Annotated in this window: 20 protein-coding genes; 10 read left to right on the top strand and 10 right to left on the bottom strand. The window is 42.9% G+C overall.

Annotation, left to right across the window (positions count from 1 at the left end):
* Window positions 1–400 precede the first annotated feature (400 nt).
* Window positions 401–1,291, top strand: a complete 891-nt coding sequence (locus LGZ98_RS17235) for a LysR family transcriptional regulator (RefSeq protein ID WP_113043102.1) — start codon at window positions 401–403, stop codon at window positions 1,289–1,291.
* Between the two features lie 325 nt (window positions 1,292–1,616).
* Here the strand turns inward: LGZ98_RS17235 and LGZ98_RS17230 are convergent, their stop codons facing one another.
* The 8 genes from LGZ98_RS17230 to LGZ98_RS17195 all read right to left on the bottom strand — a co-directional run bounded on the left by LGZ98_RS17230 (window position 1,617) and on the right by LGZ98_RS17195 (window position 9,570).
* The gene (locus LGZ98_RS17230) at window positions 1,617–2,879 is read right to left on the bottom strand and encodes an FKBP-type peptidyl-prolyl cis-trans isomerase N-terminal domain-containing protein (RefSeq protein ID WP_262978322.1); all 1,263 of its coding nucleotides are present in this window, start codon (window positions 2,877–2,879) and stop codon (window positions 1,617–1,619) included.
* The gene (locus LGZ98_RS17225; RefSeq protein ID WP_262978321.1) at window positions 2,876–3,415 is read right to left on the bottom strand and encodes a YuaE family lipoprotein; all 540 of its coding nucleotides are present in this window, start codon (window positions 3,413–3,415) and stop codon (window positions 2,876–2,878) included. The genes LGZ98_RS17230 and LGZ98_RS17225 overlap by 4 nt, the downstream gene beginning before the upstream one ends.
* 32 nt (window positions 3,416–3,447) lie before the next feature.
* Window positions 3,448–4,278 (bottom strand): MrpH family fimbial adhesin, encoded by an 831-nt coding sequence (locus LGZ98_RS17220; protein ID WP_262978320.1) that lies wholly within the window; start codon window positions 4,276–4,278, stop codon window positions 3,448–3,450.
* Between the two features lie 12 nt (window positions 4,279–4,290).
* Window positions 4,291–4,884 carry a fimbrial protein gene (locus LGZ98_RS17215; RefSeq protein ID WP_262978319.1) on the bottom strand — a complete coding sequence of 198 codons (594 nt, stop codon included), beginning with the start codon at window positions 4,882–4,884 and terminating at the stop codon, window positions 4,291–4,293.
* Between the two features lie 42 nt (window positions 4,885–4,926).
* A complete protein-coding gene (locus tag LGZ98_RS17210) occupies window positions 4,927–5,679 on the bottom strand; it encodes a fimbria/pilus periplasmic chaperone (protein ID WP_271866286.1) in 753 nt (250 codons plus the stop codon).
* Between the two features lie 43 nt (window positions 5,680–5,722).
* Window positions 5,723–8,278, bottom strand: coding sequence for an outer membrane usher protein (locus LGZ98_RS17205; RefSeq protein WP_262978318.1), 2,556 nt, complete (start codon window positions 8,276–8,278; stop codon window positions 5,723–5,725).
* Entirely contained in the window at window positions 8,278–8,844 is a 567-nt protein-coding gene (locus LGZ98_RS17200; RefSeq protein ID WP_262978317.1) for a fimbrial protein, read from the bottom strand. Before LGZ98_RS17200 ends, LGZ98_RS17205 begins: the two co-directional genes overlap by 1 nt.
* A 159-nt stretch (window positions 8,845–9,003) precedes the next feature.
* Window positions 9,004–9,570 (bottom strand): fimbrial protein, encoded by a 567-nt coding sequence (locus LGZ98_RS17195; protein ID WP_112879346.1) that lies wholly within the window; start codon window positions 9,568–9,570, stop codon window positions 9,004–9,006.
* Between the two features lie 682 nt (window positions 9,571–10,252).
* Between LGZ98_RS17195 and LGZ98_RS17190 the strand changes: the two genes are divergently transcribed.
* Window positions 10,253–10,825 (top strand): tyrosine-type DNA invertase, encoded by a 573-nt coding sequence (locus tag LGZ98_RS17190; protein WP_113043096.1) that lies wholly within the window; start codon window positions 10,253–10,255, stop codon window positions 10,823–10,825.
* A gap of 259 nt (window positions 10,826–11,084) precedes the next feature.
* Here the strand turns inward: LGZ98_RS17190 and LGZ98_RS17185 are convergent, their stop codons facing one another.
* Entirely contained in the window at window positions 11,085–13,010 is a 1,926-nt protein-coding gene (locus LGZ98_RS17185; protein WP_113043095.1) for an ABC transporter ATP-binding protein, read from the bottom strand.
* Window positions 13,011–13,132: 122 nt separating this feature from the next.
* On the opposite strand from LGZ98_RS17185, the gene kefG reads away from it, so the two are divergent.
* The 4 genes from kefG to slyD all read left to right on the top strand — a co-directional run bounded on the left by kefG (window position 13,133) and on the right by slyD (window position 16,379).
* Window positions 13,133–13,684, top strand: coding sequence for a glutathione-regulated potassium-efflux system ancillary protein KefG (kefG, locus tag LGZ98_RS17180; RefSeq protein ID WP_112879349.1), 552 nt, complete (start codon window positions 13,133–13,135; stop codon window positions 13,682–13,684).
* 3 nt (window positions 13,685–13,687) lie between these two features.
* On the top strand, window positions 13,688–15,532 hold the full coding sequence (gene kefB / locus LGZ98_RS17175; RefSeq protein WP_113043093.1) for a glutathione-regulated potassium-efflux system protein KefB: 1,845 nt from the start codon (window positions 13,688–13,690) through the stop codon (window positions 15,530–15,532).
* Window positions 15,516–15,719: a YheV family putative zinc ribbon protein gene (locus LGZ98_RS17170; protein ID WP_113043092.1), complete on the top strand. Its 204-nt coding sequence runs from the start codon at window positions 15,516–15,518 to the stop codon at window positions 15,717–15,719. The genes kefB and LGZ98_RS17170 overlap by 17 nt, the downstream gene beginning before the upstream one ends.
* An 87-nt stretch (window positions 15,720–15,806) precedes the next feature.
* Entirely contained in the window at window positions 15,807–16,379 is a 573-nt protein-coding gene (gene slyD, locus LGZ98_RS17165) for a peptidylprolyl isomerase (RefSeq protein WP_113043091.1), read from the top strand.
* Between the two features lie 104 nt (window positions 16,380–16,483).
* Here the strand turns inward: slyD and LGZ98_RS17160 are convergent, their stop codons facing one another.
* Window positions 16,484–16,702, bottom strand: coding sequence for a protein SlyX (locus LGZ98_RS17160; protein WP_228901089.1), 219 nt, complete (start codon window positions 16,700–16,702; stop codon window positions 16,484–16,486).
* Between the two features lie 251 nt (window positions 16,703–16,953).
* Here LGZ98_RS17160 and fkpA point away from each other — a divergent pair, with 251 nt between their 5' ends.
* From fkpA to tusC, 4 genes are all read left to right on the top strand, one after another.
* Window positions 16,954–17,718 carry an FKBP-type peptidyl-prolyl cis-trans isomerase gene (gene fkpA / locus LGZ98_RS17155; RefSeq protein ID WP_113043089.1) on the top strand — a complete coding sequence of 255 codons (765 nt, stop codon included), beginning with the start codon at window positions 16,954–16,956 and terminating at the stop codon, window positions 17,716–17,718.
* Window positions 17,719–18,073: 355 nt separating this feature from the next.
* Window positions 18,074–18,796: a helix-turn-helix transcriptional regulator gene (locus LGZ98_RS17150; protein WP_036779966.1), complete on the top strand. Its 723-nt coding sequence runs from the start codon at window positions 18,074–18,076 to the stop codon at window positions 18,794–18,796.
* The gene (gene tusD, locus LGZ98_RS17145) at window positions 18,796–19,191 is read left to right on the top strand and encodes a sulfurtransferase complex subunit TusD (RefSeq protein ID WP_113043088.1); all 396 of its coding nucleotides are present in this window, start codon (window positions 18,796–18,798) and stop codon (window positions 19,189–19,191) included. The genes LGZ98_RS17150 and tusD overlap by 1 nt, the downstream gene beginning before the upstream one ends.
* A 9-nt stretch (window positions 19,192–19,200) precedes the next feature.
* Window positions 19,201–19,560: a sulfurtransferase complex subunit TusC gene (gene tusC, locus LGZ98_RS17140; protein WP_113043087.1), complete on the top strand. Its 360-nt coding sequence runs from the start codon at window positions 19,201–19,203 to the stop codon at window positions 19,558–19,560.
* The last annotated feature ends 9 nt before the right edge of the window (window positions 19,561–19,569 follow it).

The raw sequence follows: 19,569 nt of genomic DNA, 5'->3' as shown, positions 1-19,569 counted from the left end.
GTTGTCTTCATTGTTGATTTGAAAATGAGGATTAATAATTATATTTTCAGAATGATGCTTACCTGCTATATTTCGCTATCCTGTATAGTAGCAAATACATGTCATTAGGTGTATAGGAATTACTATAGGGAAAACAGCTAAAAATCGGAAAATTTCTTATCTTCTAACGCATTTTATTTAAGTGAATTACTTATCCATTTATCTTAGAGAGTAAGAAGGAATTATGGTATAAATACAATCTATATTTATATCGCCAACATTTTTATAATAAATTAATTGATCATCTTATAATTGTTGTTTAATCTCTATTTAATTAATTTCAGTTAAGTCTAAATGATTTAGTTCATTATTGAAATAATAACGTAAGAAAGTATGAAAGATAAACCTGAATGGTGGAGATATGGATATACGTAATCTCAAAGCTTTTATCGTGTTAGCTGAAACACTTAATTATCATAAGGCTTCTCAAATACTACATATTTCTCAACCTGCACTGACTAAGAAAGTTAATGCACTGGAAGCGGAATTTGGGGCTCTTTTGTTTTCCAGAGGACCAGGTGGTACTCGGTTGACTGATTTTGGACAAAAAACCTTTGAAAATGCTCAGAAATTACTGGGTCATTTTGAGCAATTTCAGATTCAGGTTAATCATGATTTGCAAGATGATGCGCCACATTACCTTTATGTTAGCTCTTGTTTTCCTATTTATGATTCTGGAAAAATGGAAGAGCGGATTTTTCTAGGTAGGAAGGAAAAAGCCGTGCTTGTGCTAATTACTGGTTTGACATTTGAGCAGCAAATGAATCTATTAAACTCTGGTTTATTACATATCGCCATTGTTCCTCTACCATTAACTTCATCACTTATGCCTAGAAAGATTTTTACTGAAAAACTCGTTTACCTTTTTAAAAAAGGCAGTGATTGGTTACGGCATTTTACAGCATTAAGCGCTGAAATGGCATCGTTGTATCAGCTTATTGACATGGATGAGAATGATATACCAATTGATTTTACTGATGGCATTAACGCATTTTCTATTTATGATAATAGTATGAATTTAATGTTAAAAACGAATGATATTATGGTAATGATTGAGCTGATAATTAAACGCAATGGTTTTTCTTTAGTGCCGGAAAAAGTTATCCGCTCAATTCCATCACAATATTTGGATTTATTAGAAGTGTTAAAAACCGATATGGAGATTGATTTTGGTATCTTATGGAGTCCAGTTATCGATTATGAATTGATAAATGAAACGGAGTTATTATCTTCTCTGATTGATAATGTATGAATGAGGGATCATAGTTTGGTATTTTTAATGTAAAATAAACTATTGCTAATTTAATGTTATTATATAGACGGGAGGAATAAGTCAGATATCATATTGGTTATTTAAATATTACTATTAATAGTAAGTATTTTATAGGTTATAATCAATAATATTTGATCAATTCTCCAATGATATAATTGATTTGAAAGAATTAGCAGTTATTAATAGGGATTATCTCGTGACTGCTCCCCGCCGTAAATTATTATGCGGGGATAAATCAGGTGAATATGAAATTGATGATGCCATGGGTAAATCCAAGATATAAGGATGTCAAAATGGTTTATTTTTACTGAGGTTTAATCCCCTTGAGGTGATAGACCAAGACCGTAAACGGGGTTACTCCTTTCGGCATCGGCAAGTTGCCATACACGACCTTAGCTAAAGCATAGGCATCAACTTCTGCCTCTTCACCCAACAATGGAAGCGCCTCACGCACTACGGCTGGTATATCATCGTCAGCGGTAAGTGTCAGTGTCGGAATAGTGCTTAAAGTGGCACCATCAACAATCTGCTCAGACAAAGCTAGCGAAACCGGTGCATCCTGATCCTTAATAGGGTGACCTTTCTTGACCACAAAGTACACCAAGCCATTGACTTTCTTCGCTGGCTTGCGTCCGGTAGTTTTCTTCGCAATCAGAGCTTCTCCCATCTTAACCTTGGCATTTACCTGTTTTTGTAATTGCTCCGCAAAGGTCAGGTAATATTTATCCATATCACTGCGTTTAAGCTGCATGCGATTGCGTAATCCATCAGTTAATCCGGCAGTCACTCGAACAGGATCCAGAGACAACCCACTTTCTGCATAACTGGTCAGTGTCTCTTTTAGCCCCGAGGCCATCGCTTGGCCCACTACATAGTCACGCTTACGGTTATCGTTATCGAGCGGTACACTCACGGACTTATTGGCTTTTACCGCTCGATCATTAGCTTGCACTAGTTGATCACGAGTAGAAACCAACGCCATCTCTAACTGCATTCGAGCAGTGTCAGTTTCTTTGAACTGTTTACGCACTGCCTCTAACTGCGTTTGTGCTTCTTTGAACTGACGCTGCGTAACCGTCAGCAAGGTCTGATTGTCACTTAACTGTTTTTGTAACTTATCTTTCTGTCTCTGCACTTCTACCCTGACTGATTGGTGGTCAGATAGCTGCTTACGGCTCTTTTCCAGTTCAGTCTGGGAAGACTTCAACTCGGCGATACTATCGGTCAGTTGTCTCTTAAGCTTACGATTCTCTGCACGCAATACTTTACGGGCTGCTGCTTCGCTACCACCGGACGAGGCCCCCATACCAACAAGAATTGATGTTCCAACCGCATGTTTTGATGCACTTCTGTTTGAAGATGACTCACCAGATTTGGACTGTTGCGCCATTAGGGTACTCAGACCATAATCAGAATTACTGGCGCTTTCCATCAAGCTATCCACCGAGAGCGTACCGCCGGGAGGTGTATAGTTTCCACTTTCTGCTGCACTTACAATATCAACCGTTCCCAAAAAACCAATTAATAACCAGGCACAGCGATGAAGATGCATTCGTATACAGCTCATTGTGCATCTACCTGATTAATTAATGCCAATGATAAGTCGTTTTTTATACGATAACACAAACTGGTAAGAGCATACTGATACTTAGGACGTACTAAGTCATTGATATCCTGACTGATCCCGTTAGCTACCGCCAAATATTGACTACCCGTACGGGCAATGCGATCAAACTCGGCTTTGTAGCGTGTGTATTTAGCGCCGTTGAACTGCTTCAATGCCTCTAACTCGCGAGTACATTGTGCCAATTTACCGGAATTGCTGTCAGTAGAGGGCTGCATAGTTCCGGCAAAACGACAATCACCGTTTCCAGATTCATGGGGTAATGAAGAATGAACCAATGTCTTAGCGGTTGACGATACTTTTATTTTACTTGATGTCGGAACTCTCTTTGGTGTGAGCTCTTGAGCACATCCTGTTAAAAGGAATGCGGCTGCTAATAGTAGGTAGAAATAACAACCATAAGATACAATATAGTGCCTTGTTATTTTCCGAACCTGCAACATCACACATATACGTTTAAGAACAAACACGTTATTCACCTTATTACTCCCCAGCATCATTAGCATCAAAACTAATTAAAAGCCATAATCACAATAACATCTCCCGAATAGGCACCTGCACCAACTTTACCCAATGATTGAAGTCTGGATGAAAAAGAAAATGAATAGAGATTATTTCCACTTACCGTTATTGGAACACCGTTCCAAGCATTTGAGCCATTGATATCCACATCGGAGTAAAGTGTTTTTTCAGGATTTAAATAAATAAACTTTTCACCCGTTGAGGATTTTGTATATAAAGTCAGGTTAGCTGGCAATGCGCACTGCACATTTCCTGTTATTGTTTTCTTATTCCCGTTGAGATTTTCTTGCCCTAAATTGCCATGATCAATTACAGATGGCAAATAAAGACTGCAAGATTGCTTGACTGATGGCACCTTGCCACAAACACTACCAGGCCACTGCTGTGCATCTGAACTATGTGGATTAGGTTGGTGTCGAATATAAAACAATCCTATACAATCTGCCTCAGGGGATCGCAAAAGGAACTCTGCTCGATATGGCAACGGAAATGCTTTTTTGTACTCCCTGGCTACCTCCTTCCTAGTCTTAAATTGAGAGATTCTAAGACAATGATTATCCAGTACACAGCTACCATACATCCCCGGGTATACAGGTTTATCACGATATTTCACATCTGGACCAACATAACAAAACACAGATTCGTAACATGGGTTTAGGTCGGTATCATTTTCCGTCCAGTCAACTACTTGTAGAACCACACGAGTGTCTGAATCGCTTTGGTACATATCAATAGGCGTAACGAAGGCTCCTGCATTTACCTCTATAAATGGAACACCAGCCAATGTCATGAAAAAAACAAGATAGAAAAAGCCCCTCATATTCCCTCCATTTCACTCATAGTCCAACATAAACGTCGAAATAGCCGAGAACTTACCAAATACTATTGAGTGATTTCTGATAGCAGAAGGTTCCCCTTGCACGTAGGCTTTAAAGTCCAGCGTGGCATTGCCATTATTTAAACTGTATTTTTTAACAGTCTTGTTTATCGAAATCGGTTCTCCAGCCAGAGACTCTATTCCAACCGCTGCCCCTGATGCTTGACTTCCCGGTTGAAAAGCCAAAAGCCCAGGAAGCTCATTATTTTCCTTACCTAGAAATTTTATATTCACCTCCCGAGCTCTTGTCACATCACAGTTTATGAGGTGAATTGAAAACGCTTTACTATGACTACGTTCATTTTGATAAAGGTGTTTTCCGAACACTGTATCGAAGTCCACGGTAATTGCATCATCTCCAGGCTGGATACCGCAAGCTTCTCTAAGTACATTCACTTTTATACGAACAATGGATTCAAATTTATCCTTCGCATTACACACTGAGCTTATCGAAAGCAAGAGCAACAACGCTTTAAGAACATGTAATCGGTTACGCCGACACAAGGACGGTATCAGTCCATCTCGATCTGGCTTTAGGATGGTGTTCATACATGCCTCCTTTACTGAGTTATCCCAATTTCAGCAAACATCTCAACCGGCTTTACTACTTTTCACGGTACAAGTGCCACCACTACAACCAAACACTAATTTTGGCCGACCACCGAAATCATTGATGAAAATCAGTACAGGACTGTTACCCATTGCTGACGCACTGCCACCCAACACAGCACTGCCTTTTGGTGGGATCATCATCGGATTAAAACCGGATACCGCTGCCCCGTTTAGGCTGGATGACGCTGATGCAATAGTCACGTAGTACGGCGTCGGATTGTTAACCACATAGTGATCCCCTTGTCGAGTCATCGTCAATTTCTCCTGATAAGGATTTTCGTGGTCTGTTCGGCCAACAGTAATAGCCTTTGGCCGATAAAACAGTTTGATACGTGTTTGCAGCGCAATCTGCAATGTGTTGGGTTTGTTGGACTTCGGCGGAATTTCCCGGAGGTTGAAATAGAACAGCGTCTCTTTATCCTGAGACAACATGTTGATGCCCTGAGTGACTTGCAACTTCACTTGGCTTTTGGCTCCTGGCTCTACTCTCTGAAGTGGCGGTAGCGCAGTCAGTGGATTGTTAATCTTGTTGCCATGCTCGTCCTCAATCCAAGCCTGCGCAAGATAGGGCAACTCTTTATTCTGGTTACTGATGCTAAGGCTCATTGATTTATCTTCCCCATTAAACACCGCGCGGGTGCGATCGAGGGCAATAGCTGCATTAGCCTGCTGAACAGCCAGAATACCTGCTAACATGACAGCAGAAGCTGCTATGTTTTTTTTCATCGTCATACTCATGCGGTTGTACTTATCTTTAGGCAACATTTCCACTGATTCACCCCACACTTTTATTAATCTTCTGGAAAGAACCACCAATCCCTTTAACACGCCGACAAGGTAACAACAGATTATTCATCAAGTTGGCGAGAAGAGATTTCGGTAATGTGATGAGACACTGTATGCGACCATCCCAATGCACACTCATGTTCTCGCCAGGATTAATGCCGGTTAACCACACACTTCCTTCATCATTCACGATGCCAGTTTGCATTTCACGTTCGTTCATCACGACAGCGCCGAATGGAGGGGCCGTACCGTCTGTCAACTTAATAATAGCCATCGCTTTCTCGCCGGCGATCATCCCAAACTTGCGATAACCAATAGCGCCTTCCGTTAGCGTGCCTTGTACCACCGAGCGAGTGGCATCCACGTTATCCGCCAGTTGGTTCACGTCCACATTAACGCTGCTGCGGTAGTAACTGTTGATATCACTCACCACCGCTTTACCAAAAACGTTGGTATGGGTCACACTGCCATAACCGCGTATTGGTACACCACCAATCCCATCAGCATCGATCATCATGCGTGTTCCCCCTATCATGTTGATACGGTGTAGCGCTGCCCCATCCACCGTCGCCGTTATTCCCCCCTGAAGTGACAGCCCCATAGCGCTATATTCACTTCCACGGAAATTGGCATTCGCTGTCAACTTAGCTATATCCCCCTCATGGGTGAAATAACCACTACCAATACTACGTCCGCCTTGACCGTTACCAACATTAATCCGATATGTATTGTTGTCATCGATACGGTCATAGTAACCCACAGTATTACTGCTATTACGGCTAAGCTGACCGTCATAGGTTATTGTGCTATTTTCACCCCACGGTACAGCCATACTCAGATACAAACCGTCATCATTAGTGTCGTTGTACTGAGTCCGATATGCCGTTAGGCTCAGGCTAATGTTTTTAAAACGTCCGATGTCGAAATAACGCGATAGTGACAGGTTATAAGTATCGTTGTTCGGACGGTCCCAGTAGGTCTGATGGCCGTAGTTCAGATAAACACTAAGCCCCATTTCCTTAAACTGTTTGTTAAACGTAATGGTATAGAACTCTTTACCTCTTCCATTATTGACACCGTAATAACGCGCCTCTAAATACTGCGACATGCTCATGAAGTTACGTTCTGAGAAACGGTAACCTGCAAATGTTATCTGGCTATCGTATTCATCAAAGCGTTTAGAATAGCTAACCCGATACGAGCCTCCTTGTTTGGTGTCATCATGCAGAAACTGAGCTCGCGACTGCGTCACATCAAATGACAATGCACCAAACGCGAGCAAGTCACGGCCGATACCGATAGCCAGAGCGTTATAGCCCTTGGCCAGCAAAGCTCCTCCGTACAGCGACCAACCGTTGTTCACCCCCCAAGAGAATTCTCCAGTTGCAAAGCCCGGCCCCTTACTGCGATGCTTAATGTCTGATGGTTTACCGGCGGCAATCTTGTAACGAACCATACCTGGACGTGTCAGATAGGGTACATTAGCGGTATTCACTTGGAGGGTCTGTACGCTGCCATCCTGCTCCTGTACCTTCACATCCAGCTTGCCATTCACCGCAGTATTCAGATCCTGAATACTGAAAGGACCTGCTGCCACCTGAGTTTCATAAATCACACGCCCTTGCTGACTGATGGTCACCTTGGCATTGGTTTTCGCCACCCCAGTCACTTCCGGCGCATAACCACGCAGGTTCGGTGGCAGCATGTTGTCGTCCGATATCAGACTGGCTCCGATGTAACGGAAACTGTCAAATATCCCAGAGTTGAGGTAGTCTTCCGCCAACGTCAGCTTGGCACGCAGAGCGGCTATTACACGGTAGGCGTAGTAGCGGCTCCACTCCCAGCTTTGCTGGGCGCTTCCCACCTGCCCCGTAGTATGGCTGTACTGCACCTGCCAATCGGCCCGCAGACGCCAAGCTCCCAAATTGGCCCCAACTGTTCCGTTACCGCTCAAAGATTGCGCTTGGTTGCCTGCACCTGACTGATTTGTCACTTGTGCATTGACGCTGTAGTCAAATAACATACCGGAGATCCCATTATCCCAACGTGACGGCGGATCCCAGTTTTCTACGGTATATTCTAAGTAAGCCTGCGGCATGCTGATGTATAGTGCCCCAGCGCCCAAGTCACCTCGAACTTCCATACCTTTCAGAGAAGCTATTTCTAGGCACTGGCCGTTATGCCACCAAGTAAGCTGACGGATTGCATCCGCTTTAAGTCCCAGTTGATCAACCATCTTCAGCGTCAGGCACGCTTCACTGCCTTTCGGATCATGATCAGGAGCAATGAACTGCACCGTCTGCTCGGGCAATTCGTTTTTATTCAAGCGTAATACCATCTGGTAGCTACCTTGCATAATGTAGCCAGCCTGGGAAAACTGACTTAAGTCAATACGCGCCCGATCCTTGACATCAAGAACATCCGTGTTGAATTCCACCCTATCGGCAGCCTTGACCACCTGAATGCCACAAAGAGCCAACAAGATACACAGTGCCACCGAGCTATCCCTCGCTCCACAAAGTAGCGATGGCATGGGTCCTTTCATCAGAAATAATCCAGTTTGAAACGTATCATGGTGTGGAGGGCCTCGGCGCGTAACACTTGGTGAGCTGTTATCAGACGCAAAGTATAATCCAGCCGCATTGAGCCTATTTGCAGATCCTCTACAGGCATTGGTTTGCCTGGCACAACTACCGCTCCTGTACTGTCCGATATCTGTAATCCCACACCACTCGCCTCACCATTCATGCTAAACAAGTCGTTACGAGCAGCCGCACCATCAAAAGTCACTCGAAAGTGTGACCTACTCAGGCGATTCAGTAATACGGGAGTCAACAGACAATTAATCAACTGTATACTTAAAAGCCGTACCGGCCCGTGACCACTGCGGATAATTTGTCCGACCAAAATAGATGATATGTCGATGGTCTGATCTTGATTGCCCAAAGCAATTGTACACGGTGTATCAATGATGGAGCCTTGCATGTTGACGCGGCCGTGCTCTTGGTTGATAGCCGTTGCCATAAATGACAATATCAGGCTGGTTAGCACTAACAACGTCAGCAGGGAAGGTAACATCTTAGAACAGGTTGGATGGCTAAGAAGAGTCATCTCGCTCCCCAAAATTCGGTTTACCGGCAAATTCATTTCCCTAATCTTGTAGGGACCCCTCTTTCCCGCTGTTTCCCCTGTCAGCCTGAAGGCTAGGCCACAGCGGGAAAGAGAAACAGATAGACTTTCCAACGCACAGAAAGGCTTCTTTCACCACCTTTATTGGTAAGCCAGAGTGAAGTTAGCCACAGCGGTGAAATCACCAGGAACGATAGTCGCAGAAGCACCGTCACCCTGTAAGAAAGCAGCGAAGTGCATGGTCGAATCGGAACCATCGGTGATGATTGTGGGTGAACTCTGTTGTCCTAGTTTGATAAGTTTGGCGTTATCGTTGGTGATACCAATAGCCGCACCAGAGGCCGAACCAACAATTGCCAGTAGGTCCTTATTCACAGAAGATGGTGTTCCAGAGAAAGTCGCCGTTACAATCTTCTTTTCCAAGCCGTTAGCATCACAGTCTAGTAAACGGATATTAAAAGGAACCGGCGTGGACTTACCACCTCCTGCCAGTGCTTTGTTGGAAATCTGCCCAAGCTTCACAGTCTGATCGTCATCACCGGGGTGGATAGAACAAGGCGCATCAATAATAGAACCTTCAAAAGTCACTTTTCCTTGGCCTTGGTTAGTATTTTTAGTACTGGCGGGTGGCTTGGTCTGTGCATTGACAGAACCTGCTGTTAGGGTTACACCCAATCCGAGAGCCATAACTAATGTATTCAATTTCATGTGAATTAATTCCTTAACTTAAGGATAAAACCATACAAAAGTAGCAGTGTGGAACTTCAGCTCCTACACCAGATATCCAATGCAAAAAGGGTCTTAAAATCTCATATCAACATTTTTTAAAACCAAACAAAATGCACCAAACTGTTTTGTTTAGTTATAAATACTAAAATAGGTAATATTTTGGAATTAATATCCAAAAAAGACATTAATTTAAACTTATAAACTTTCTAATTGATTGATATCTGATTAAGTTCAAACAAACCAACTGATTTTTTACAAAATAATATTGATAAAATATTAAAAGTAATAAAAAGATATTAAAAAAATCATATATTACAAATGGTTATATGTTTTTAGTCTGGAGGAGCATAAAAGTTGACCTAGGTGATAGTTTTGTGTAAAACTATTAACAGTTTGGTGCATTCTGTTTGGTTTTTTGTTGTAAAATAGTTTCTTAATTTTTAATAAAAATTCTACATCCTGATATTTTCTGTCAAAAAATCACTGTTAAATGATATATATGATTTTATATTTATATATCAAAAAACTTATTTCTTTCTTATGATAAATAAATGAAATTTTAGATCAGTAATTCCATAAAATCTCTATTAATTGATATAGTTCTTTAGATTAATATTCTCTATCAGTAACTATATGCCCAAATCTCACAGGAACTATTTTCATGAAGAAGCGTAAGTTCTTAACCAGATATGAAATTGATGCGATTTTAGAAAAAGCACGTCAGGGGCGTCATGCTGAGCGGGATTATTGCATGTTACTCATGTGTTTTATTCATGGGTTTAGAGTCAGTGAGCTATGTCATCTGACACTATCCGATCTTGATCTTAGCTCGGGAATTATTCACGTAAGGCGATTAAAAGGGGGACTATCAACAACACATCCATTGGTGCCTGAAGAACTTAATGCGTTAAATCAATGGATTAATATCCGTAAGAGCTGGAGAGAATCAGACACATCGTGGGTTTTTTTATCACAAAAATCAGGCGCGATTTCACGCTATCAGGTTTATAGTTTGTTAAAACGTTATGGCAGACAAGCATTAGTCGATATTTCACCACATCCACATATGTTAAGACATGCCTGCGGCTATGCTCTTGCTGATTTGGGAAGAGATACACGCCTTATTCAGGATTATCTCGGTCACCGCAATATATCTCATACTGTTATTTACACAGCAAGCAATGTAAAACGGTTCTTCAATATATGGGAAATTCCTTCAAAAGGACTCAGTTAGTACTTTCTTTCTATAAAATGTGTTGTGATATGAGAAATTATTTCTTTTACAACAAAAAAATGTCATCTAATGATAAGAAATCCTCATTAATGTTGCGCTAATGAGGATTTTTCATTAGGCAATGATAATTATGAATATCATAGGATACTGATTTTTTTATTTATTATAATTGCTTTTTAATTTATTTAGTTATCGAAAAATAAAGCGGATTATTTTTTTCCGCTTTATTTTTTTATTGAATGATAATTTGTAAAATCATTTATCCTTCAAACTCTTGCGTTATTTTTTCAAGTTGTTCCTGAATTTCCATCCATGCTAATTCAATTTCTTCCAGTTTTGATTTGGTCTGATTTTGTTTTTGCAGATGTTCAGTTAATTCGACTTTACGGCTGCTATCATAGATAGCGCTGTCTAAAAGTTGATTTTCTAGTACAACCAATTCGCCACCCAGTTTCTCCATCTGGTTTTCAAGATGAGTCAGCTGTTTACGCAATGGCTGCGTTTGGTTACGGAAGTCAGCTTGACGCCGTTTTTGATCTTTTCTTTCCTGAGCACTTTGGCTGGATGTCTCTTTTTCCTTATCGTTGTTTTCACGTATTTGCTGATTTTGTTGACGTTGTTGATCTATCAGCCATTGTTGATAATCTTCCAAATCGCCGTTGAATGATTCTACCCGGCCATCATGAACCAGATACAACTCATCTGTTGTTGAACGTAATAGATGTCGGTCGTGAGAAACCACAACTAATGCACCGTCAAAGTCGATCAAAGCTTCTGTCAGGGCCTGACGCATATCCAGGTCGAGGTGGTTTGTTGGTTCATCAAGTAACAGGAGGTTAGGGCGTTGCCAGACCATCAATGCCAAAACTAAACGTGCTTTTTCTCCCCCGGAAAAACGCCCACTTGGGTCAGTCACTTGATCGCCTTTGAAACCAAAGCCGCCCAGATAATCTCTAAGTTGCTGTTCTGTTTCTTGTGGCGCAATGCGGACTAAATGCTGTAATGGTGATTCATCAGCACGTAAATATTCCAGTTGATGTTGGGCGAAATACCCCAGTTTGATCCCTTTAGCTAATTCTACGGTTCCACTCTGAGATTGCAGTTCGCCAGCTAATAGTTTAATCAACGTGGATTTACCCGCGCCATTACGACCAAGCAGGCCAATGCGGGAGCCGGGAACCAGATTCAGTTTGATGGAATTTAAAACGGTCCGTTCGCCGTAGCCTGCGCTGACTTTTTCCATTTTCAGGAGTGGGTTTGGCAGACTTTCTGGTTTACGGAAACTGAAATGAAATGGGTTATCAACATGGGCAGGAGCGATTAATTCCATCCGTTCTAACATCTTGATACGGCTCTGAGCTTGTTTGGCTTTGCTGGCCTTGGCACGGAAACGGTCAATATAACTTTGCAGATGGGCAACTTTCTCTTGCTGACTTTTATAAAGGGCTTGTTGTTGCGCCAGTTTGGTAGCGCGCTGGCGCTCAAAAGAGGAGTAGTTGCCGCTGTACTCAAACAGAGATTGTTGTTCTATATGGAGGATCTTATCGGCAATCGGGTCGAGAAAATCCCGATCATGGGAGATAAGGATTAATGTTCCGGGGTAGCTTTTCAGCCATTTTTCCAACCAGATAACCGCATCCAGATCAAGATGGTTAGTGGGTTCATCAAGTAACAGCAAATCAGAACGGCAGAGTAGTGCCTGAGCCAGATTGAGGCGCATGCGCCATCCACCGGAAAATGCACGTACAGGTTGATCAAGTTGCTCTTGAGAGAAACCTAAACCGTGCAGTAGACTTGATGCTCTTGAACGGATCGTCCAGGCTTGAATCGTGTCTAATTGACCATGCAGATGAGCAATCAGATTACCGTCATTTTTTTCATTGGCTATCCGCAGTTGTTGTTCCAGTTGACGGAATTCACGATCACCATCAATGACATATTCCAGAGCGGGTGTTTCCAGTGCCGGCGTTTCTTGATTCACCCAGGAAAGTGCCCAGTTACTGGGAAAAGTGAATGTGCCTGTTTCAGCCTGAAGCTCATTTTTTAATAGTGCAAGTAGGGTAGATTTACCACAGCCATTTTTCCCTACCAGACCAACTTTCTGCCCGGGATTGATAGTGGCGCTGGCATTGTCCAGCAGAACACGAGTTCCGCGACGAATTTGTAATAAAGAGAAAACAATCATAAGTATCGTTTGTATAGAATATGTTAAATTAGTAATAACAGATAGTAAGTGTCTTATTTTATAACTTTCGTATGCATGGTAACGGAAAATACGTGTCCTGACACGTTCTTGAGGAGGGAACGATGTTACAGCCGCCTAAAGTCCTGCTGCTGTATGCCCATCCTGAGCCACAGGATTCAGTAGCAAATCGTGTTTTGTTACAACCTGTGCAAGGTTTAGAGCATGTTACGGTTCACGACTTATATGGAGCCTATCCAGATTTTTTTATTGATGTTCATCATGAGCAACAGCTACTTCGAGAGCATCAGGTGATTGTCTTTCAACACCCACTGTATACCTACAGTTGTCCAGCTTTATTAAAGGAGTGGATGGATCGTGTGCTGACTCGGGGGTTTGCCAGTGGTATTACCGGGTTGGCATTACAGGGAAAATATTGGCGTTCAGTGATTACTACTGGGGAGCCGGAAGGCACTTTCCAGGCTGATGGGTATAATCTCTATTCAATGGAAGAGATCCTTCGTCCTTTTGAACTCACTGCGGCGATGTGCCGTATGCATTGGTTATCACCCATTATTATTTATTGGGCACGCCGTCGAAAACCTGAACTTCTTGCCATCCATGCTAATGCTTATCGTGAGTGGCTCAAATCGCCATTATCATTAGGAGGGCTATAAGTTATGGAGCATTCAGCGCAATTGAGCGCCGGTGTATTGTTTTTATTTGCTGCCGTTGTAGCAGTGCCAATCGCACAGAAATGCAAGATTGGGGCAGTATTAGGTTATTTGTTGGCAGGGATTGTCTTGGGTCCGTGGGGGTTGAGTTTTATCAGGGATGTTGATGATATTCTTCATTTCTCGGAGTTAGGGATTGTTTTCCTGATGTTCATCATCGGCCTTGAACTTAACCCCGCTAAACTCTGGCAACTCAGACGATCTATTTTTGGTGTTGGTGCAGCTCAGGTTATTTTCACGGCGAGTGTGCTGGCTGTGTTGTTATATCTGACCGATTTTTCATGGCAAGCGGCGGTTATTGGTGGTATCGGTATGGCGATGTCCTCAACGGCAATGGCCCTGCAACTCATGAAAGAGAAGGGCATGAACCGCAATGAAGGCGGGCAGCTTGGTTTCTCGGTTTTGCTATTTCAAGATATGGCGGTGATCCCGGCTTTGGCATTGATTCCGTTGTTGGCAGGTGGAACAGCCTCCGGTGACTGGTATCGAATAGCGTTAAAAATTGCTGCTTTTGCTGGCATGTTGCTCGGTGGCCGTTATCTGTTACGTCCGCTGTTCCGTTTGGTCGTCAGAGCTGGAGTACGTGAGTTATTTACTGCGGCGGCGTTACTGGTGGTACTCAGCTCAGCGCTATTTATGGAAGCGCTCGGTTTTTCTATGGCACTCGGAACCTTTATCGCCGGAGTATTACTGGCAGATAGTGAATACCGCCATGAACTGGAAATCTCCATAGAACCGTTCAAAGGATTGCTGTTGGGGTTGTTTTTTATTTCGGTCGGTATGTCTCTGAATCTAGGGGTATTACTGATACATCTGTCCGAAGTACTACTTGGTGTGCTGGCTTTGGTGATGGTGAAAGGCATTGTTCTGTATCTTATCGCAATGAGTGCTGGCTTACGGGGGGCATCCTGCTTGCAATTTTCCGGCGTACTCAGCCAAGGGGGAGAATTCGCCTTTGTTCTGTTTTCTGCTGCACTGAGCCAGAATGTGCTCAATAGTGGGCAGATGGCTTTGTTGCTGGTCGTGGTGACGATATCGATGATGACAACGCCGCTGGTCATGCAATTGATAGATGCTATTCTGGCACGCCGTTATAATGCCAAAGATGAGACAGATGAACAGCCCTTTGTAGAAGATGATGATCCGCAGGTGATTTTAGTGGGTTTTGGCCGGTTCGGACAGGTAATCGGTCGTCTTCTAATGGTGAATAAAATCCGTATAACGGTGTTAGAACGCGATGTCAGTGCTGTGAGTACTATGCGGCGTTATGGCTATAAAGTTTATTATGGTGATGCGGCTGAATTGGAGCTGCTACGTTCGGCAGGCGCGGAGAAAGCCAAAGCGATAGTCATCACCTGTAATGAGCCGGAAGATACCATGATGATCGTTCATTTATGCCAGAAACATTTCCCTAATCTGCATATTATGGCGCGAGCCAGAGGACGCCTGGAAGCGCATGAACTGCTACAAAATGGAATAGAAAATTTCACCCGTGAAACTTTCTCCAGTGCCCTGGAACTGGGGCGTAAAGCCTTAGTCGAATTGGGAATGCATCCGCATAAAGCTAATCGAGCAAAACAACATTTCCAGCGGTTAGATATGCGGATGCTAAGAGAACTTATGCCGCAGCTACAGGGTGATGTGGCTCACATATCTCGTATAAAAGAGGCGCGACGGGAACTGGAAGAGCTATTCGAACGGGAAATGCTGAATGAACGTCGCCAACCAGATGGTTGGAATGAGCATGAATACATGAATAATAGCGGAGCAAATCATGTCAATAAGCCGTAAGAGATTTATTGCCGGTGCTGTCTGCCCAGAATGTCACTCTCAGGACACGCTGGCAATGTGGCAAGAAGATCAGGTGGATGTGGTGGAATGTGTCCATTGTGGTCACCAACAACGCCAGACTGATGAGAAAGTGACCCCTCATGTTAGAAAGCAAGAGCAGGTTATTGGTATTTTTACCCCACAATAATTATGTGAATATTAGCGCGAGTGAGTACAGAGACTGAAAATTCCGCTACAATCGGTAAAATTTTTAGACCCACGGGTAGGAGATGTCATGAAAGTAGTAAAAGATTTGGTAGTTAGCTTGGCTTATCAAGTAAGAACAGAAGATGGTGTTTTAGTTGATGAGTCACCGGCGAGTGCGCCGTTGGACTATCTGCATGGCCGTGGTTCATTGATCAGCGGTTTGGAAAAGGCGCTAGAAGGCCGTGAGGCGGGTGAGAGTTTTGATGTCAGCGTACAGGCTGATGATGCCTATGGTCAGTATGATGACAATCTGGTTCAGCGTGTGCCAAAAGATGTCTTTGTTGGTGTTGATGAACTGGAAGTTGGCATGCGTTTCCTGGCTGATACCGATATGGGGCCAGTACCCGTAGAAATTACAGCAGTTGAAGATGAGCATGTTGTGGTTGATGGTAACCATATGCTGGCTGGTCAGAATCTAAAATTCAATGTTGAAGTTATTGCCATCCGTGAAGCGACTGAAGAAGAACTGGCTCATGGTCATGTTCATGGTGCTCATGGTCACGAACATGGTGAAGGGTGCTGCGGTGGTCACGGTGATGACGACGGTCATCATCACCATAATGAAGGGAATGGGTGCTGCGGTGGCGGGAGTTGCCACTGATAAATTAAAGCAGGTTGTCAAGCTTTAATATTCAAAAAAGTGGGGCAAGCTTGGGATAGTTGGTTTCTCTTACTTGCCCTGTGTATAGTTTTACTTAGTCAAAATCAGTAATGAGGTGGTGGTGTTTCTTCAGACTGTGAAGCGACCATTGAGGGTTGAGTGGCTTTCAATCGTTCTGTCATCAACCGCAAATGCTCCCTTAATTTAGCTATCTCCATTTGTTGTTCAGTAACCACCTCGTTCAACTCTTCGATAGTGATTTCCTGAAAGGCAACTCGGCTTTCCAAATGTTCAAGCCGTTGCTCAAATTCTGACAGATCCATGATTTTCTCCCGTTTCAGGTCCTGTATTACCCGTGTTAGATGCCTCATATTAATTAAGAGTAGCCTACTATGCCCAGAATATTCTGTGAAATGCGGTTGTTATGAAACCTCTTGTCATTCATGTTGTCCTAATAAGCTTGGGGGCACTAAAAAATGGCAAATATTGTATTGTGCTCCTGTAGACGGTTATAGTGACTTGGTTGCATAACTTTTGCTGACGGTAAAATCCCCCAAAGCTATTGGAGAAACAGATGAAATCATTGTTTAAAATTACCCTGCTTGCTACCACATTAGCGATGGCTTTCAGTGCCCCTCAGGTGCTGGCGGCTAAAGCAGATAGTCAGAGTAGCACAGAATTGAACAGCGCATTTAAAACAGAAGATCAGCAAAATGCTTATGCTCTGGGCGCATCTTTAGGGCGTTATATGCAAAACACCCTGAAAGAACAGAAATCTCTGGGTATCCCATTGGATAAAGATCAATTGTTATCGGGTGTGCAGGATGCTTTTAATAACAAGAGCAAACTGACTGACAGCGAAATTGAAAATACGCTGCGTGCATTTGAAGGTAAAGTGAAATCTGCCGCTGAAGCTAAGATGGAAAAAGAAGCCAGAGAGAATGAAGCTAAAGGCGTTAAATATCGTGAAGAATTTGCTAAGGAAAAGGGGGTCATTAAGAGTAAAACCGGCCTTTTATATAAAATAGAGAAGGAAGGCAGCGGTAAGAAGCCTGTGGCAAGCGACACGGTAGTTGTGAACTATCGGGGGACATTGATTGACGGTAAAGAGTTCGATAGTTCCTATAAACGTAATGAACCCCTTTCTATTCGCCTGGATAGCGTTATCCCAGGTTGGACAGAAGGTTTACAGAATGTGAAAAAAGGTGGAAAAATTAAATTGGTTATTCCACCAGAGCTGGCCTATGGTAAAGCGGATCTGCCCGGTATTCCTGCAAATTCGACACTAGTATTTGATATTGAGTTGCTGGATGTTAAAGCGGAGACCAAAGCTAAGTAAGCTATACCCCATGGATTTTAAGATGCATCGCGAGTGCAGCCAACAAAGAGGCAACTTGAAAGATAACGGGTATATTCGCTAAATATCTTTGATGAATATGGATAAAACCGTTGGTAGAGATTCTGTCAACGGTTTTTTGTTACTGAAAGCTGTGATAGAGACCAAATGTCTGAGTAGCAATGGCTTGACGATGATGTCATGTGGTTTTAACGTCAATATTTCATGTGAATGCAAAGATCTTTGATTAGGATCTCTGTTAAGCTGCAATAATTGAGTTTTCACAAGAAATTTTTATAGGTTTATCACGTTGTGTTTTTAGCAAGACGTTGTCTGCGATTGAAGGATGGTGTATTTAATGTCTAACCCGTTATTATCTGGTGATATCAGTGATGTCGATTTACTGGAAAACCAACCGTTTACTGAAACGGACCACGAAATTTTAAAGTCTTATGAAGCCGCAGTTGATGGCTTGGCTATGCTAATTGGTGGGCATTGTGAGATTGTCCTTCATTCATTGGAAGATCTGAAATGTTCAGCTGTCAGAATAGCCAACGGAGAACATACCGGTCGTAAAATAGGTTCACCTATTACTGATCTTGCGCTGCGTATGTTACATGACATTACAGACGAAGACTGTAGTGCATCCAAAGCCTATTTTACCCGAGCGAAAAGCGGTTCATTGATGAAGTCAGTCACGATTGCGATCCGCAACCGGAATCGCCGAGTGATCGGCCTCTTGTGCATCAATATGAATCTTGATGTCCCTTTCTCTGAAATTATTCAGACATTTATTCCAGAGGAAACACATGATGTCGCACCAAATGTAAATTTTGCCTCATCCGTGGATGATTTGGTTGCGCAAACGCTGGAGTATACTATCGAAGAAGTTAATATTGATCGCAGTGTATCCAATAATGCCAAGAACAGACAGGTGGTTCTGAATCTCTATGAGAAAGGTATTTTTGATATTAAAGATGCAATCAATCAGGTTGCTGAGCGTTTAAATATTTCTAAGCATACTGTTTATCTCTATATTCGTCAGTTTAAAAATGGTGAATGTTTAGGGCCTGAGCGGTAATGTCTTCGCTGTCTTATTGTCTGCTGGTTACGGGGCCTGCATATGGCACCCAACAAGCCAGCAGTGCTTACCAATTCGCGCAAGCTTTGATTTTGATGGGGCATAAACTTAATACTGTATTTTTTTATCGGGAAGGGGTTTATAACGGCAATCAGTTGACTGCACCAGCCAGTGATGAGTTTAACTTGGTTAGCGCATGGCAGATGATGGCAACGGAGCACCGGTTTAGCATGCACATTTGTATTGCCGCTGCCCTTCGCCGTGGTATTCTTGATGTTCAGCAGGCAAGTGAGTTGAATTTACCGGTAGCAAACTTGGCTGAAGGGTTTGAATTAAGCGGATTGGGAACACTGGCTGAAGCTATGTTAACTTGTGACCGTGTGGTGCAATTCTGAGAGGCAAAAATGAAAAAAATTGCTTTTGTCTTCACTAAAGCACCTCATGGTGATGCAGGGGGTAGAGAAGGTCTAGATGCATTACTGGCAACTTCGGCATTAACAGAAAAGATAGGTGTATTTTTTATTTCTGACGGTGTGTTTCAACTATTACCAGGTCAGCAGCCTGACAGAATTCTCTCCAGAAACTATATCGCTACTTTTAAGGTGTTGCCTTTGTACGATATTGAGGAATGTTATTTGTGCCAGGAAGACCTTGTTATGCGTGGATTAAGCTCAGTCAATCATTTTGTTCTGGATGCGAAACTGATACCCGCAGAAACGATCCGTGAGAAACTGGTTGACTATGATGTTGTGCTGACATTCTGAGCTATTGGA

It is taken from the genome of Photorhabdus kayaii (genome assembly GCF_025384895.1).
GTDB lineage: Bacteria > Pseudomonadota > Gammaproteobacteria > Enterobacterales > Enterobacteriaceae > Photorhabdus > Photorhabdus kayaii.
The sequence above is the reverse complement of the archived record's forward strand: the minus strand, read 5'-3'. Positions and strand labels throughout refer to the sequence as shown.

Bases quoted from the DNA above. Each gene is read 5' to 3' on its own strand.
- LGZ98_RS17235 (WP_113043102.1), top strand. From the start codon at position 401: ATGGATATACGTAATCTCAAAGCTTTTATCGTGTTAGCTGAAACACTT.
- LGZ98_RS17220 (WP_262978320.1), bottom strand. From the start codon at position 4,278: ATGAGGGGCTTTTTCTATCTTGTTTTTTTCATGACATTGGCTGGTGTT.
- LGZ98_RS17200 (WP_262978317.1), bottom strand. From the start codon at position 8,844: ATGACTCTTCTTAGCCATCCAACCTGTTCTAAGATGTTACCTTCCCTG.
- tusD (WP_113043088.1), top strand. From the start codon at position 18,796: ATGTCTTCGCTGTCTTATTGTCTGCTGGTTACGGGGCCTGCATATGGC.
- LGZ98_RS17205 (WP_262978318.1), bottom strand. From the start codon at position 8,278: ATGAAAGGACCCATGCCATCGCTACTTTGTGGAGCGAGGGATAGCTCG.
- LGZ98_RS17195 (WP_112879346.1), bottom strand. From the start codon at position 9,570: ATGAAATTGAATACATTAGTTATGGCTCTCGGATTGGGTGTAACCCTA.
- fkpA (WP_113043089.1), top strand. From the start codon at position 16,954: ATGAAATCATTGTTTAAAATTACCCTGCTTGCTACCACATTAGCGATG.
- LGZ98_RS17170 (WP_113043092.1), top strand. From the start codon at position 15,516: ATGTCAATAAGCCGTAAGAGATTTATTGCCGGTGCTGTCTGCCCAGAA.
- slyD (WP_113043091.1), top strand. From the start codon at position 15,807: ATGAAAGTAGTAAAAGATTTGGTAGTTAGCTTGGCTTATCAAGTAAGA.
- LGZ98_RS17160 (WP_228901089.1), bottom strand. From the start codon at position 16,702: ATGGATCTGTCAGAATTTGAGCAACGGCTTGAACATTTGGAAAGCCGA.
- LGZ98_RS17190 (WP_113043096.1), top strand. From the start codon at position 10,253: ATGAAGAAGCGTAAGTTCTTAACCAGATATGAAATTGATGCGATTTTA.
- LGZ98_RS17230 (WP_262978322.1), bottom strand. From the start codon at position 2,879: ATGAGCTGTATACGAATGCATCTTCATCGCTGTGCCTGGTTATTAATT.
- LGZ98_RS17210 (WP_271866286.1), bottom strand. From the start codon at position 5,679: ATGACGATGAAAAAAAACATAGCAGCTTCTGCTGTCATGTTAGCAGGT.
- kefG (WP_112879349.1), top strand. From the start codon at position 13,133: ATGTTACAGCCGCCTAAAGTCCTGCTGCTGTATGCCCATCCTGAGCCA.
- LGZ98_RS17185 (WP_113043095.1), bottom strand. From the start codon at position 13,010: ATGATTGTTTTCTCTTTATTACAAATTCGTCGCGGAACTCGTGTTCTG.
- kefB (WP_113043093.1), top strand. From the start codon at position 13,688: ATGGAGCATTCAGCGCAATTGAGCGCCGGTGTATTGTTTTTATTTGCT.
- LGZ98_RS17215 (WP_262978319.1), bottom strand. From the start codon at position 4,884: ATGAACACCATCCTAAAGCCAGATCGAGATGGACTGATACCGTCCTTG.
- LGZ98_RS17150 (WP_036779966.1), top strand. From the start codon at position 18,074: ATGTCTAACCCGTTATTATCTGGTGATATCAGTGATGTCGATTTACTG.
- tusC (WP_113043087.1), top strand. From the start codon at position 19,201: ATGAAAAAAATTGCTTTTGTCTTCACTAAAGCACCTCATGGTGATGCA.